Source organism: Roseateles sp. GW823-FHT07B05, assembly GCF_058794515.1.
This window is the reverse complement of the sequence record NZ_JBXAGX010000023.1, coordinates 37407-52067: the sequence shown is the minus strand read 5'-3', so window position 1 is coordinate 52067 and position 14661 is coordinate 37407. Positions and strand designations below refer to the sequence as shown.

The 14661-nt window shown below is 61.8% G+C and carries 14 protein-coding genes; 5 read left to right on the top strand and 9 right to left on the bottom strand.

Going from position 1 to position 14661, the window contains the following annotated elements:
- Nucleotides 1–408 precede the first annotated feature (408 nt).
- From AC1Q7O_RS26320 to AC1Q7O_RS26310, 3 genes are all read left to right on the top strand, one after another.
- Nucleotides 409–1026: a hypothetical protein gene (locus AC1Q7O_RS26320; protein ID WP_492662173.1), complete on the top strand. Its 618-nt coding sequence runs from the start codon at nt 409–411 to the stop codon at nt 1024–1026.
- 82 nt (nt 1027–1108) lie between these two features.
- Nucleotides 1109–1306, top strand: a complete 198-nt coding sequence (locus tag AC1Q7O_RS26315; RefSeq protein WP_492662172.1) for a hypothetical protein — start codon at nt 1109–1111, stop codon at nt 1304–1306.
- 39 nt (nt 1307–1345) lie between these two features.
- Nucleotides 1346–1810 carry a hypothetical protein gene (locus AC1Q7O_RS26310; protein WP_492662171.1) on the top strand — a complete coding sequence of 155 codons (465 nt, stop codon included), beginning with the start codon at nt 1346–1348 and terminating at the stop codon, nt 1808–1810.
- A 47-nt stretch (nt 1811–1857) separates the two neighbouring features.
- Here AC1Q7O_RS26310 and AC1Q7O_RS26305 read toward each other — a convergent pair whose 3' ends face one another.
- From AC1Q7O_RS26305 to AC1Q7O_RS26295, 3 genes are all read right to left on the bottom strand, one after another.
- Nucleotides 1858–1992, bottom strand: a complete 135-nt coding sequence (locus tag AC1Q7O_RS26305; RefSeq protein WP_492662170.1) for a hypothetical protein — start codon at nt 1990–1992, stop codon at nt 1858–1860.
- A gap of 38 nt (nt 1993–2030) precedes the next feature.
- A complete protein-coding gene (locus AC1Q7O_RS26300) occupies nt 2031–3224 on the bottom strand; it encodes a diguanylate cyclase domain-containing protein (RefSeq protein ID WP_492662169.1) in 1194 nt (397 codons plus the stop codon).
- 122 nt (nt 3225–3346) lie between these two features.
- Complete coding sequence (locus tag AC1Q7O_RS26295) at nt 3347–3676, bottom strand: hypothetical protein (RefSeq protein ID WP_492662168.1); 330 nt, start codon at nt 3674–3676, stop codon at nt 3347–3349.
- 116 nt (nt 3677–3792) lie between these two features.
- Between AC1Q7O_RS26295 and AC1Q7O_RS26290 the strand changes: the two genes are divergently transcribed.
- Nucleotides 3793–4155 (top strand): H-NS histone family protein, encoded by a 363-nt coding sequence (locus AC1Q7O_RS26290; RefSeq protein ID WP_492662167.1) that lies wholly within the window; start codon nt 3793–3795, stop codon nt 4153–4155.
- 96 nt (nt 4156–4251) lie between these two features.
- On the opposite strand, the gene AC1Q7O_RS26285 is transcribed toward AC1Q7O_RS26290, so the two are convergent.
- The 4 genes from AC1Q7O_RS26285 to AC1Q7O_RS26270 all read right to left on the bottom strand — a co-directional run bounded on the left by AC1Q7O_RS26285 (nt 4252) and on the right by AC1Q7O_RS26270 (nt 9600).
- On the bottom strand, nt 4252–5370 hold the full coding sequence (locus AC1Q7O_RS26285) for a porin (protein WP_492662166.1): 1119 nt from the start codon (nt 5368–5370) through the stop codon (nt 4252–4254).
- Nucleotides 5371–5494: 124 nt separating this feature from the next.
- Nucleotides 5495–7012 (bottom strand): methyl-accepting chemotaxis protein, encoded by a 1518-nt coding sequence (locus tag AC1Q7O_RS26280; RefSeq protein WP_492662165.1) that lies wholly within the window; start codon nt 7010–7012, stop codon nt 5495–5497.
- Nucleotides 7013–7045: 33 nt separating this feature from the next.
- Nucleotides 7046–7507, bottom strand: coding sequence for a cache domain-containing protein (locus AC1Q7O_RS26275; protein ID WP_492662164.1), 462 nt, complete (start codon nt 7505–7507; stop codon nt 7046–7048).
- Between the two features lie 254 nt (nt 7508–7761).
- On the bottom strand, nt 7762–9600 hold the full coding sequence (locus tag AC1Q7O_RS26270; RefSeq protein WP_492662163.1) for a tannase/feruloyl esterase family alpha/beta hydrolase: 1839 nt from the start codon (nt 9598–9600) through the stop codon (nt 7762–7764).
- Between the two features lie 344 nt (nt 9601–9944).
- Here AC1Q7O_RS26270 and AC1Q7O_RS26265 point away from each other — a divergent pair, with 344 nt between their 5' ends.
- Nucleotides 9945–10730: a helix-turn-helix domain-containing protein gene (locus AC1Q7O_RS26265; protein WP_492662771.1), complete on the top strand. Its 786-nt coding sequence runs from the start codon at nt 9945–9947 to the stop codon at nt 10728–10730.
- Nucleotides 10731–10826: 96 nt separating this feature from the next.
- On the opposite strand, the gene AC1Q7O_RS26260 is transcribed toward AC1Q7O_RS26265, so the two are convergent.
- Together AC1Q7O_RS26260 and AC1Q7O_RS26255 are read right to left on the bottom strand one after the other, a co-directional pair.
- Nucleotides 10827–12467, bottom strand: a complete 1641-nt coding sequence (locus tag AC1Q7O_RS26260) for a hypothetical protein (RefSeq protein WP_492662161.1) — start codon at nt 12465–12467, stop codon at nt 10827–10829.
- A 520-nt stretch (nt 12468–12987) separates the two neighbouring features.
- Nucleotides 12988–14487 carry an alpha/beta hydrolase gene (locus AC1Q7O_RS26255; protein ID WP_492662160.1) on the bottom strand — a complete coding sequence of 500 codons (1500 nt, stop codon included), beginning with the start codon at nt 14485–14487 and terminating at the stop codon, nt 12988–12990.
- Nucleotides 14488–14661 lie beyond the last annotated feature (174 nt).

The window sequence follows — 14661 nt, the reverse complement described above, 5'->3', positions numbered from 1 at the left end:
AGGCTCCCTCGGGTAGCCTTCAGGAGTGGGTCAGTATTGGACGAGCACCCTGGGTCAGTCGGTCGCGAGCGTCAACAGCCTTGGCGCGCGATCGGGGTTTGGGGGATGCCTGAGACACCCCGGAAGGTTGTCGAAAGTACACTCATTCAAACACACACTAATTCGCACATCTCTACATCGAGGCGCCCGGCGTCCCGGCCAGGTCTTCGCCATCAAGGAGGATTGATGACTTCATCTCGTGACCTTGGATCGTCAGTTGTGGCCCAGCGGCTGAAGCGCGGTGCGGCAGGCAGCTGGCTGACGTGTGCACTTGCCGCAGGACTTCTGGCTGGTTGCGCGTCAACACCTCCGCTGGAGAGGTATCACCCGGTGAGCTGGGCGTTTGCCTGGGCGGACGGCCCGGAGCCCGTGAACATCGACACCACGAAGTACCTGCCGAGGCCGATGGTTAAGCCTGGCGACGGAATTCGGATGCTGACGTTGTTCAGCAAGCCTGGTGGCGCGGCCACCGAGAGCCGGTGGACCGAAGGGTTCCGGCGAGCTTGTTTTCATTCGAAGGGCGACTTTGACGCCAAGCTGCTCTGCCACGATCGCCAGGATCCGGACAAGATCCTCTTCGCGGTGGCGCTGAAGACCTGGGTCTACGACGGCTCGGCGTCAACGGAGATCATCTTCGTAGAGCCGACCGTGCAGCCTCCGAGCCCCGACTACCAACTCGTGCTGCAGCGAGCGGGTTTCGTGCCGAACCGGGTCCTTGCGGAAAAAAAAGTCGCTGCAGCAGCTAAAGCTGAGGCAGAAGAGTTAAGAGCGCAGGCCGCGTGGCCTCGCATGCGCGAGCGCGGACGTGCGGTTTGCCAAGATCGCGATGGTGTGCGCTACATGGGGTATGTTGAGGACTTCACCGACTCGCGCATGAAGGTCTCCATCACGCGTGCGTTCTTCGTACGCTCACCAGCGCTTGCGCCCGCGGGCTTCCGTCCCGAAGTGATCTGGACTGGGCCGATCGGGTGGTTCCTGTGTGACTGAGAGATCAAAGAGAGGCGCACATCGCCAACTGATCGAGGAAAGTCGCAGAATGAGAGAAATTGGAGTCCGCAGAGAGCCGCCCATGACGATGGAAGTGAGCGGAGTCGCACTAGCTTCAGCGGTGGCGTTCAATGCTGATCTCACCAGACTGGCTGGCGGCCGTGTGATGTTCCCCAAGGGCGTCTTCCGCTACAAGAATCATGAGGAAGCCAACGCGCACGAGGCAAAGTGCCTTGCCGAAGGCATGGCGGCTCTGGCCAGGGAGCGCGCTCATGGATGAGATGGCTCGCGTCGGCAGGAACGACCGTGGAGAAACCACATGCAAACCCAAGCTGCCGTCGGCGCCGCAATGCCCGAAATACTTGGCGACGATCCCATGCGTGGCTTTTACGCCGTGGAGCTGGGAAGTTCTCTAGGTAGTCCAAGCGATGAGACCGTGCGGCAGCGCGAGCGCGCCGGCGAGCTGTTCTCGGTGCTGCGTCCGGGACGTGGGCTCTGCCGAGAGTACCCGGCGTTCCAGGCTTGGCCTGGCGTAGCCGGCGCACCGCTTCAGCAGATCCTGGCCCGCTTGACGGGCCTCAGTCCGACCGATCTCTACGGCTTTCTCGCCGGTATGACCGACCTGCTGAATGGGCTGACGCCGGTGGAGGTACTGGTCGGGAAGCTGATCCGGCCTCATCCGGTCGACGGCGCGGTGCGCGACCTGCTGGGTTTGGCGGGGCCCGATCGCTTGGACGCCGTGCCCAAGGCGGCGGACGCCCACGCGGCATTGCGTGCCGGATGACCACGCCCCCGGCTTGGTCTGAGGGACGCTGACATCGGCATGCGCAATCAGCGTCGTGGATAGAAAGCTTCAATCTCCTCAAGGAGCTTGAGAATCTTGTTGGCATCGGTGCCAGCGCTGTCGGTTCGGCTTGCCAGGTTCCAACCACGATTCGCGTACTCAAGGTAGTCGCCTTTGTCCACGCTCTGATCAGCCTCCCCGTGCAGACTGGCAGAGGAGTTTAGGTGCGAGCCTGCTCTACTTCACCTTGTGAAGTCGCCCAACGACCTTTGCCTGCATCCTTGGCTGCGTATAGCGCTCGATCTGCCGCCTTCATGATGTCATCCGGCCACGCGCCATCGCGAGGAGCCATGGCGATTCCGATGCTCGTGCGAGGGATGACGAGTGAGCCAGGCTTCACCTCAACGGGCTCTTGCACTGCATCCATCACTCGGCGAGCGACCTCTTTGGCGTGATCCTCAGACATGCCTGATAACACGAGCACAAACTCGTCGCCACCTAAGCGCGCAACCAAGTCAATGGAACGCGCTGACTCTTGAAGCCTTGCAGCAACCCTCTGCAGCAGCCGATCACCTGCAGCATGCCCCTTCGTGTCGTTGACGGATTTGAACCCGTCGAGATCCAGGGCAAGCAGCGCAAACCCGGACTGGGACTGCCTTGAGACCGCAAGGCGGCACAGCTCGTCAAGGCGCTCGCCGAGGAGCAAGCGGTTGCCCAACTCTGTCAATGGATCGTGCGTAGCCAGTCGACGTTGCTCGTACTGCGCACGAACAATGAACAGCAACTTTTCATGCTCCATCTTCAGTGTGGCTATGGAAGCCACTAAGCCGGGAAGAACGAAGAAGAGCAGCACTTTGAAGCCGGGCACCGGCGTCAGATAGCAGCCCATCGCAACGAAGATCCAGTTGACTGTGAGTATCAAGAGGGCGAGCCGCGGGAAAGCCGCCATGCGACTCCACGTGTAGCCGCAGAACGTCATGGCGGATCCCGTGGCCAACGCGATCAAGACCACATGCCCTTCTACGTACGACAAACAGATCGACAACATCAATCCGAGATACCAGACAGTTCTGACGAACAGCACGGCTTCTCGAGGTGGTCGTGTATGCGTCGCAAGCGCCCTGGCATATGTGATCTGAAGTCGAAGTAGCGCTAGATTCACGAGGCTCTGAATGACCAGAAGCCACGCTCCCCAGGCTGACCCGTTGAAGTAGAGGGCGAGCCCTGGAAGAGCCAGCATCCAGAAAGCGTAGACGCCAAAAACTGCCGGGCTGTCCGGCAGCGTGTGTAGCAACTGCTCATGGACCTCCGCACGCTCCGGTGTCGGCTTGCGAGTAAGCCATTCGAAAGCCGCGATCCCGCAATGACGCAGCGCCTTGCGAAAAGTTGGCTGACTGCGCTCTCGGTTGACCATGTCGGAACCTTCGATGGCCCACCATGTCGCCTGGGCCGTGCGTCTTCCATTCTGTGGCAGGCTGCCGGGCTATGTAAATCGCTCGGCGTTATGGCGCGATTTGCGGGCTATGTCGAATGGATCTAGTCAATCTGCATCGACTCGCGATCCCTGGCACCAGAGCGCCGAGCGATCGTGGCTGACGCGTTGTTGACCTCTTCCAACGCACGTCTCCAGATGTCAGGGCTGCCCATCCTCACCGCAGCCCTGGCGCCAACGATCTCGAGGAGCATGGCGAGCAGCGTGAGGCGCTCGTCTTCGGACCAAAGGATCTGGCCCCGGATCAGCTCTATTCCCGCGGGGATCGCATCTTCTCTGGTGGATAGCTCTTCACCTGTCCATTGCCGGCCCTCCAGGCCAATGTTCCAGGACGTCATCCCGACTTTCCTTTCATCCAAGATGGTGGAGATCAACCAGCTGCTCGTCAGGCTTGGTGTGCCGTCGATGAGGGCGTCTGGTCATCTCCCGCGACTGCGAGATAGGCCTTGAGGTCGCCGTTACCATGGCGGCTGTTTTCTTGGAGACGTTGATGGCGAAGAACTTGAAGCAGCTGCTCGCGCAAATTGGTAAGTTGCAAGTCGAAGCAGACGCCCTGAAGCAGAAGGAGCGGCTTGGCGTCATCGCACGCATCCAAGAGGCCGTTGCGCACTACGGCTTGACGGCTGAAGAACTGTTCGCAGCCCAAGCCCGCAAAGCGAAGGCGGCGCCTTCTGCCCGCGCTACTCGCGCCAAAGTGGCGAAAGCAGCGAAGAAGGGCTCTGGCGTCCCGAAGTACCAAGACGTCACCGGCCTTACATGGACCGGCCGCGGAAAGCGTCCAGCCTGGTTCGTCGAGGCACTCGCGGAGGGCAAGACGCCTGAGTCGATGCTGATCAAAGGTACCGAAGCCTGAAGAATCGGCAACTGTGCTGCAGCAAGCTCGCAGCCAGTTGCCAGTGTTGCAAGGCTGGACGGCGTGGTCGCCGCCCAGATCCTTCAGCTCAATGCGTCAGAACGAGTGACGCAGACCCAGAGCCAGACCGCTCTGCGAGCCGCCCGCCGCAGGCGCACCGCCTGCAGCGCCCGCGCTCACGCTGACAGCCAGCGTTCCATCGTTCGCGATGTGACCCACCATGGCGTAGGCGGTCGTGCGCTTGGAGAAGAGGTAGCTGGCGCGAGCCGCATACAGCGTTGCTCCATTGGCGCTGTCCTTGTAGTCCAGCTTGAACGCCTCGCCGTCGATCACCCACGCGGGAGTGATGCTGTATGACGCGCCTGCGTACCAGAGGTTGCTCTTCAGGGTAGTGGCGCTGCCGTCGTTCTTGCGAGCGATCAGGCCGGCGCCGAGCTTCAGGTCAGCGGTGGGCTTGAACCATGCAGTCACCGTGGAGCGGCGATCCTTCATCGAGCTGAGCGTCAGGCCGCCGAAGGCGCCAGCACCGCCGCGCATCTCATCAATGGCCGCGGTCGCGCCCCAGGTGCCCGCGTCGTACTTCAGCAGGACGGACCACTGGCGGCATGCCGAGCTGTCCGAGCTGTTCTCGCCGGCGCAGTTGGTGCCGGAGGGGCTTGGGCCAGCGTTGACGGCGTCGCGACCGAAGCTGTACGTGGCACCCACAGTCAGGCCGTCGAAGGTGCCCCGGTAAGCGATGGAGTTGTCAGCGCGTGCGTTGGGCTGGTAGCTGTCGAGCGAACTGGTGCCGTACATCGCCGGGCCGAGGATGTCTGCGTCGACTTGCGACCAGAACATCATGGAGTACTGGCGGCCCAGGCTCACCGTGCCCCAGGAGCCGGACAGGGCAACGAAGGCCTGACGACCCCAGGCACGGCCGCCCTGGTTGAACGTGCCAACGTCGACACCGAAGCCTTGCTCCAGCGTGAAGGAGGCCTTCAGGCCGCCACCCAGGTCCTCGGTGCCGCGGAAGCCCAGACGGGAAGGGAAGCCACTGGTGAGGCCTGGCATGCGGTTCAGGGAGCCACCGGCAGCCGTCGAGCTCAGATGCTCCACGGAAGCATCCAGGAGGCCGTAGATGGTGACGTTCTGCGCGTGGCTATTGCTGGCCATCAGGACGCAGGCGGCGCCTGCGCAAGACGAGAGCAGGTTGATCATGTGGCGTTGTTTCTTCATGGCGATGTCTCCGTTTAGTTGATGGGAGGGAAGGGAAAAAAGGGGCGTGATCGCTCACGCCGAGGGGTCTCAGTACGCGCTGAGAGACCCTCGCTGAGGTGTTCAAAGGGGAGGGCAGGCGCTGCTAGCCGGTCTTGAACGTGCTGATGGCGGCGACCATCTGATTCGCTTGCTGCTGCAGGCCGTCCGACGCGGCTGCACATTGCTCAACCAGCGCGGCGTTCTGTTGGGTGACCTGGTCCAGTGCTACGACGGCCTCGTTGATCTCCGCGATGCCCCGCGCCTGTTCTTCGGTGGAGTACTTGATGTCGCCGATCAGGTCGTTGACTCGCTTGACCTGTGTGACGATTTCGCCCATCGAGGTGCCGGCTTCGTCGACGAGGCGGCCGCCGGACTCGACGCAAGAGACGCTTGAGGTGATGAGGCCTTTGATCTCGCGAGCTGCAGTGCCGGAGCGTTGTGCGAGGGCGCGCACCTCAGCCGCCACAACTGCAAATCCGCGGCCATGCTCGCCTGCCCGCGCAGCTTCGACTGCGGCGTTCAAAGCGAGGATGTTGGTCTGGAAGGCGATGCCGTCGATCACGCCCACGATGTCGGCGATCCGCGTCGATGCCGCGCTGATTTCATGCATGGTGCTCACCACCTGCCCGAACGCTCGGCCGCCTTGTTCAGCCACGGCGCAGGCGCTCTCAGCAAGTTGAGCGGCGGTGGCAGCCTTCTCAGAGTTGTTCTTCACCGTGGCGGTCAACTCCTCCATTGATGCCGCGGTTTCCTCCAGGCTTGCTGCTTGCTGCTCGGTGCGCATGCTCAGATCGGCATTGCCGGAAGCAATCTCCGCTGTACCTGTAGCGATGGAGTCGGACGACTCCCTGACCCGCTCGACGAGATCCACAAGGCTGGCGTTCATTTCGCCAAGGGAGCGCATCAGCTGGCTGGTCTCGTCACGCCCGCGCGCATCAATGCGTGACGTCAGATCGCCAGAGGCGACGGTCTGCGCCACCTCGACAGCCCTGCGTAGTGGCGCGAGCGTGTTCCTCGTGATCCACCAGGTGGTGACCACGGAAGCAACCACAGCCACTGCGGTCAGGGTGAACGCGAGCGTCAACGTGGTCGTCACGGCTTCTGCTGCCACATTGGCTTGATCAGAACCTGCCTTGACGTTCGAGTCCGTGATCTCGGCGAGTGCTCGGCGAAGCTCGCCATAGGACTTCTCGGCGCGGGACATCATTCCGTAGGCTGACGCGAGACCCATCGTCTTCATGTCCAGCGTGTCCTTCACGCCGGTCCTGTAGGTCTTCATGGGCTCGGCCAAGGCTGGAACGGCGCCCATTCCCGTCTCGATCTCAGCCAGTTCGAGAAGGATCTTCTTGTCGAGCCCTGCGATGGTTTCGGCTTTGAGGCCGACACCCTCCCACGCGAGGCTCTGCATGAACATGCTGTTCAGATTCGCCAGCCGCTCAGCCAATGCACCTGTGCTTGCAATCCGCGCCAGCTTCGACTCAGCCAGGTCCTTGACGACGTCTCGCGTGCGCAGATTTCCGACTGCACTCGAAGCGGTGACTACGCACAGGAAGATAGTCACCAACAGCGGCCCCAACGCCAGCTTCTGCCCTAGGGAAAGGCTATCTAGTTGAAATCTCATCGGCATTCCTTGCGATGACCAGCCTGCGGCAGATCAGCGATAGGCGCCCACGCCGACCACAGCTTCCACGCCTTGCACACGCATGGAGTACGTGGACTTCAGCTCGAGCTTCTTGGTCACCGGATGGACCCATTCATAGTCCGTCCAGCCGGCCCCGGCCTTGCCGGTTTCGATGATGGCCTTGGTGAACAGCTTGCCTGTTTGGTCCTTCAGCTCGATCAAGTTCTTGCCGACGAGCTTCTCGTTGGTGCCGTGAGCCAGGCAGTTGCCGGCAAAGTCGAAGGCGACGATGTAGAGGTCCTTCTTGGTCCAGGTGGCCTTGTCGTTGTTGAAGTCGTGGAAGGCCTTCTCGGCGCCAACCTTCTTGACATGTGCGGCGGCGGCCTCAGTCATCGCCTTGGCTTCTTCCTTGGTTCCTCGCTCTTGAGCGGAAGCAATGGGCATGGCGACTGCGAGAACAGCCGCGAGGATCGATGCGAGCAGGTGCTTGAACATGGATTACTCCGTTGGTTGAAAAGTCGCTAAGACAAGGGGCTGCTCACCTGGTTGGTGAACTGGCCGGATATCGCGCAACGTCGCCTGCTGTGCCGGGCGTCGTTGGCACCCTACGGAGGAGGGATCGGTGGGCGCGCCATCACAGGACGGGCGCCTCAGTGGGGGAATGCCGTTGAGTGGGCCGTCAGAGCAGGGGTTCAGGTCGATCGACCTTGAACCGCCTGCTCATCTCATGGCTCGCAGGCAGCTCTTTCTCAGGAGCAGGTGTAGCTCGCGGCCAGGCCGACATCCCCGCTCGTGTACGTGATCTTCTTGGGGTACACGCAGACGGGACGAGTCTTCCCAGTCATGCTGGCCAGCGTCTGCGTGTCCGGCGCAGTGCCCTTTTCCACCCAAGCAGTGAGCGCGCTGTAAAGCTGGCCCGGCGCGAAGTTCGGAACGTCAGCGGTGGGATTCGATGTGCCGTTCGGGGTGCCATGGCCTGCACCTGGTACCAGGTAGAGGCGATAGAAGCTCTGGACATCGCTCAGCGTGCCCGTCTTGGCGACGACGCTGTTGTAGTAGTTGACAGTACCCTGCGGCATGATCAACTCATCGGCGAGGCCGTGCCAAGTCAGCAACTTGCCGCCACGGTTCTTGAATGCGGAGAGGTCCGGGTTGTCGGTGTTGATGTTCCCGAATTGCGGTTGAAGCGTCACCCCGCGGTCATAGGCGTTGTTGAGTTGGGCGTAGCTCAACTGCTTCCAAAGCGACTGTCCGTTGCCCGTGGCGTTGACGAACGACGGGTCACCGATGGTGGGGTTTTGCAACTCCAGCGCGACCTGATCCGAAGAGATGGGGAACGCGCCGTTGGGACTGGCCAGGCCGTTCAAGCCGAAGGTGGAGAAGATCGCTCCGTACAACGACGTGCCGCGTGTCAGCCCGTACCAACGGTGATTTCCAGAGCCGAGCAGCGCAGAGGAGGATGCGCCCGTCCAGCCGTTGTCGGTCGCCGGCGAGGGCGCCGAGCCATCAGCGGTCATCCCGTACCAGATCTTGTTGAGTGCTGCTGCCTGAACTTTCGTGACGCAGGCACTGGTTGCATTCGTGCCGCCGTCCGACGTGCACTGGACGCTCACGTCTGCTGTCGGGTCATAGTTGCAGGACGACGGGTCGAGCACATAGCCGAGATGCTGGCCGCCGACCACGTCACACGATGCGATGGCGGCGTTGGAGACCAGGTCCTGCTGTGCAGCAGTCAGCGGAACGCCGCCGAGATCGCGTTGGAAGACGATTTGCGGGAACAGTTCGGCCGTGATGAACCGGCTCCAGTTGATGGCCGGGTAGTTGGCGATGATGCCGTCGTAGTCTGTCGGGTTGTTCTGCGCGAGGTTCAAGCCCTGGCGACCACCCGTCGATCCGCCCTCCCAGTACGAATACTTGGGGGCGGTACCGTAGTAGGCCGTGGCCAGCGCCTTTGTCTTGACGGCTTGCTCGTGGATGCCTCGAACGGCGAAGTCAGTCCACAGAGTCTTGTTGATGGTCCCGTCCGGGTTCATCGCAAAGGAGCCGCCGGCGAGCGATGCGTGGCCGGTATCCGTGGTGGACGACACGGCGCCTTCGTTGCCGGCAACACCTGCGGCGTCGGTGCTTGCAATCGCTGTCGCACTGCCAGCGGGGCCGCCTTGCCAACCGCCACCGCCGAGCGCGTGCACACGCGAGTTCCAAGCAGTCTTGGCGGGAAGCCAGACCTCGATCCCTATGCCTGGGGACGTCGATGGCGCGCCGTCCGGTCCCGAGTTGCCGGGCCCGACGTTGAGCTTGACCATGCACACGTCGTTGGCGGCCACGGGTGTGCCAGCGGGTGCGGTGCCACTGACGACCAAGGCGTCGCCCTTCTTGAACGCCTTGACTGCGACCACGCTCGTGTTCGCATCAGGCTTGAAGCTCGTTTTGAGCGTGTCATCGCAGGTGAGCGGCGCGGCTGCGGCCTCCGTCGGCGGCGACGAATCCCCTCCAAAGCAGCCGCTCAGCATGGCTGCGGCGACGGCACAAAGCGCGGTGGTTGGCGCCAGCGCCTGAAGGCGGGCGCGGGTTCTCAGAATGCTTTCCAAGCTTGTCTCCTAATGTCTTGTATGCATCGGGATCCAAGCATGGATACGCACTAAAGTGCTTTTTCTCGGTCCCGATGGGAGTGGATAGTAGGGAGCGCGGTCTCGGCCATATATCGAAATCCCATTGGTGTTTGTCGAAATCCAACCTTGCGCCAGCCGGTGTTTTCCCGGGTGGCTGCAGTGCGATCAGGCACTAAAGTGCATTTTGTTGGCCTAAGTAGGCAGTTCACTACCGGAGGCGCATGGAAACCGCTTGGGGAAGTTGCAGCGAGATTTCGGGGGCGGACAGGGAGTTGTTCCGCCGCCCTGTAGCCGTCACGCATCCTTCGTGGTCCGGTCTGCCGATGGAGATGGTGATCCTCCCCGCCGATGCGGAGGTCAAGGATCTCCAGCACTTCTTCCCGACGCTCGCCATTGCTGTAAAGGGGCGTGGGAAGCGCAGGTATGCGTCTGGCCGTTCCGCGCGCTACCTGTATTCGGCGCCATCAATGTTCGAGCTCTACAGCCCGGACCACGCGATTGATCAGGCGAACTGGGATGGCGAGTTGGGGGAGGTTCTGAGCATCCAGTTTCCGACGGCAATGGTGAACCGGCTGCTGCATGCGGAAGGGGCCGGTTTCAGGTTTGCGACAACCCATGAGATGTATGACCATCGACTGACCGACCTGGCGGTGGCGCTGTGGGCTGAGGCCTCGGGCAGGAGTCCTCGCGGACGGCTGTATGCCGAGGGAATATCGATGGCAATGTTGGGCTTGCTCATCGAGGAGCACGGGGCCCATCACCCGTCAAATCCGCCTCGCCGTGTGGGCCTGTCCGTTGCGGAGCGAAAGCGAATCCTTGAGTACATCGATCAGCACCTCGTCGAGGCGCTGGCGCTGGAGGACTTGGCGGCCACTTTACAGATGAGCGCTACGCACTTCTCCCGCAGCTTCAAAGCAGCGTTCGGCGTGACGCCTCATGCCTTTGTCGTCGAGCAACGCATCGACGCGGCTTGCAAGAGGCTGAAGGCGGAGCCGGGCACCCCTCTTGCTGAAATCGCAGGCTCCGTTGGCTTCTCCAGCCAATCCCATTTCACGGAGACTTTTCGGCGAAAGATCGGGACAACGCCCGGAAACTGGCGCGGCAGCTGAGCTGGAGGATCGAGGGTGCCGAGGCCAGCGCGTTGCCGTAGCGGCCTCTTCCAGCCCCTTCGGCGCATATGGTTGACGGCCTCGACGATGCGGCGCTCAGTGATCGTCTGTTCGCCAGGGCTCCCATAGGGCTTGACCCAACTGGCCTGCCTGCACGACCTTGAAGCCTGGTTTGGTCGACGAGTCAACGAAGAGCATCTGATAGTTGGCGACGATCGTGTCCGGGAAAAGATGCCCGGTGATGCGTGCTGCAATTAGCCCATCGCCATGCAGCGCATCGGCCGCGGCGTCAAGCAGGATCTCTCCACACCTGCTCGATGCGCGGTCCTTGGGGTTGTAGTGGTCTGCCAGGTGCAACTCGACGACCCAGATGAGCGCCGGCAGTTCCATCGTGCGGTAGATCTGGCGCATGCCCGGATCCAGGTCGGACACGTCTTTGACCCAGCGCCGGAAATCGTGGCGCTTGCACAGGTAAATCCGTGCTGTGACCTCCTCGTGCTGCGGCACGGCTGGGAGATTGTCAAAGTCGGGAGGGGCCCCTGGCTCTTCGCTAACAAACGAGCCCCAGAAGTACATCGACATCAACTCGAGTGTCTTTGCGCCCAGCTCGCGTGCTTCTGCGGCTGTTGTGAAGACGGCATCTGGCAGGGGCACGATGAGGCTGACGACGTCGTCGAGCGTGTACTCCTCGTCGGGATCTGCTGTCGACCGCTCGGTCATTCGCATGTAGGGGCCGGTGTTGTCGTTGTGGACGATCAACTCTACCAACCAGTCCTCTGCATTGCGGAAATTCGGCCGCTTCTGCGAGCGCGTATCAGCGAGGGTGAGCGAGTCGACTGCTCGCCCCACCGCTACCAGCGAGTGCCCTGCATGCTCGAACTCCAGTGCCAGAATCACAGGCAGGCCCGACTCGATGTAAGGGCCAGCCCTGCTGATGACCTCTTCGGCGTGACTGCGCGCTTCGGCGATTTTCTTCTTGCGCGATCGACTGAGGTCCAGGTGCAGCGGGTCGTGGCCAGTGAAGCGGATGGCCTCAAGCATTTGCGAGATTTCCAGTCCATCACGGCCAGGGAACACGCGATCTAGCGCCAGGAACCGGGTGGCCGCCACGGTGAGTTCGGCAACGCTGTAGGCCGCGTTGCCAAAGCGCCGGCGCATTGCACGAAGTGCCATCCAGATGCTGGCCTGCGCGCAGGCCCCCACAGCGCTGTCCTGCTGCAGGAAGGGCGTGCCGTCGACGTGGAAGTTGTTGCCGCCGATGTGAACCGGAAAGAAGTCCCTGACCGTCACGGTGTCCGGCGCCGTCAGGATCGAGGCGCCGACGCGAGCGTGACGCAAGGGTCTCAGCGTCGCGAACCCAAGGTATGCGCGCTCAGTTCGGACGGCGCTGTCCAGGAACTCGAGAACCGCCTGTGGGTCTTCGCCATTCGGCGGTGCATCAAGCACGAAGCCATGGACGCGTATGCACCGGCGCGACACGTCTTTGTGTTGCTTGGCGTAGAACGCAGCGTGCTCGTCGAGGTAGTCCGGGTCGGTGATCCCGCACTGGATCAGCAGCGTGACGCACTGAAGCTGAACGAAGTGCTGGAACACCTCGTCCCAGGGACGGCCCCGCTTCTCGGGTAGCGAGTCGGCGTAGATCGCGTTGTCGGGGGCGGCTCGCTGCAAGATCTCCGACAGGAGTTCCGCTGGAACGCGGTTGGCGTCAAATCGGATCAACCAATAGCGGTTGCCCACTCTCCCGGGTTCAGGCGAGTGGGCTTCCTGCAACTGCGTCAGCGAATTCGAAGCTTCACGGCGTCAGCCGAGGGCATGCGCTCCGCTTGGCGAACAGCTTCTAGTTGAGGTTCAAAGCGCTGATCCACCGCAGCTTCCAGCTTGCGGAACGCCGCAAGCGGCACTGAGACTAGCGCTCCAGCCGGAGCCCCAAGGCTCTGCTGGGCTGCAGCTCGAAGCTGAGCGAGATCCTCGGGCCCCAGAACATCCTGCAACCTAAGCAACTTGGTGTGCATAGTAGGCATCCATCATGGGGTTAACCGAGGATTCTATCCCTGAATATTGGCTTTGTGGGGGGGCGATTTTTCGCCTCCCTGTAGCACGGAACATACCATGCAGCCCATGCCCCTCACAACGTGCGGAGTGCTGATGGCGGCTATGCATCTGGGGGTGTCGTGAAAATTGACAACTTGAGCACATCATCTTCTCTCCTGCGTCCCCTGCATGTCGTCATGCTGCGCGTCGCGCTACCGGGCGTGTCCTACACGAGTTCGTAGTGCCCATTGGGCTCTACTTTCTGTAGCCAGTCTCTATCCTGAGGCGTCTTGCCGTCGTTGATCACGCAGATAAGGTCGTCGAACACCGCCTTCACATCGGCAAAGTAGCTGTGGGCGAGCTCAAGCAAACCGCCTCCTGCCTTCGTCACATCCACGGTGGCGAGATGGGGGGTGACCAGCGGAGGGTCCGAGTCCCCGGCTCTCGGCTTGCCATGCACCCCCCTGGACAGCCAGATCGCCCGATCACGCTTGGATGCATAGAGGGTCACCTGGTCGAACTGGTTGAACACGGCGGAAATCTGCCGAAAGCGGTCCGCGTCGATGTCGGGGGCCGCGAGGACGATCTGACTGATGCGCGTGCCCTGCTGCTGTTGCTGCCACTTCTCCAGCACCGCCAAGAAGGCCCGGTTGCCCATGCTGTGGGCGATGACGTGCAACCGCTTCAAGCCCAGATCAGCACACACCGAGCTCAAGAACTCCTGCAGATTGGCCGTCGACCAATCGATCGTCGCCTCGTCGTCAGGATATCCACGCAGCTTGGCGACAGACGCCCAGGAGAAGCAAAAAGCTTGTCCGGGGAAGTTCAGGTCGTGCGCCAACTGGGCCGTCCGCCAGATTGCCTCGTCGAACGACGTGTTGTAGCCATGGATGAACAGCAGGCCATCGGCTGGCTCCTCATCGGCCAGCTTTGCGACCCAGGCGGCCTTGTTCACCGTGTCGACAGAGTGAATGACGATGTGAGAGGCGGCGTACTCCGTGTCGTCGCCGAACACGTTCCACCACTTGGCTGGCCGCTCAATCTCGCCTTGTCGATGCGTCTTCGGGATGGAAACCATGGCCATGCCATAGGCAACACCGGAGTTGCTACGCTGTGCCCCAAATCGTGCGCGCTCCATCGCGGTTGCCGAGTTCTGGCGATCAGTACCAAACCAGATCGGCAGCAGCTCGTAGCCAGCTTCGCCGCGTTTCTCGGCAGGCTCTGGCGCGCGACCAATTGCCTTCACCGACGCTTGCACCGCCAGCTCCAGTTGTGGATCGGCTGGCTTCTCGCCATCCGCGATCGGTCGGAGCCTGCGCCCGTTCAACCGTTGCACGCGCAGGTTGCCGTTGACCAGTTGAGTCTTCGGGCCTTCGACGCTGGCCTTCGTGCGGATTGCCACCTGGAGATCGTCCACAAGGTCTAGGCCGTCAGCAAACGGATCCCCCTCGATGCCCAAGCGGGCCAATTCTTCCAGTTGGTCCGTGATGCGCAGGGCGGCCTCGCTGTCGGGATCGATGTCCTTTGCTAGCGTCGCCAAGGTTGTGGCCGCCGACGGACTGGCCTTCTTCCAAACGCCTAACACCTCATCTGCGAGGCCCGGCCCCAGATGCAACTGCCACAGCTGCACGAGTTCCTGCAGCATCGCCCGACGTCGGCCCTTGGGCTGCTTTTGCAGCATGAACAAAGCCGCAATTGCGACTTGAATATCGAAATCTGTTGGCATCCCATCCCTGCATGGCGATCTTGTGGCGCACTTTTATCAAGCAATGCAGCTCAATTAAATAGACAAATGCACCATGTGCGACGCCATCTCACGACAGATCGTCCGCTCTTAGACCATCCCTGTCCTGGGTGAGTCCAACTTCTGCGTGTAGCAAGCCGTCGGACATTGAATTGA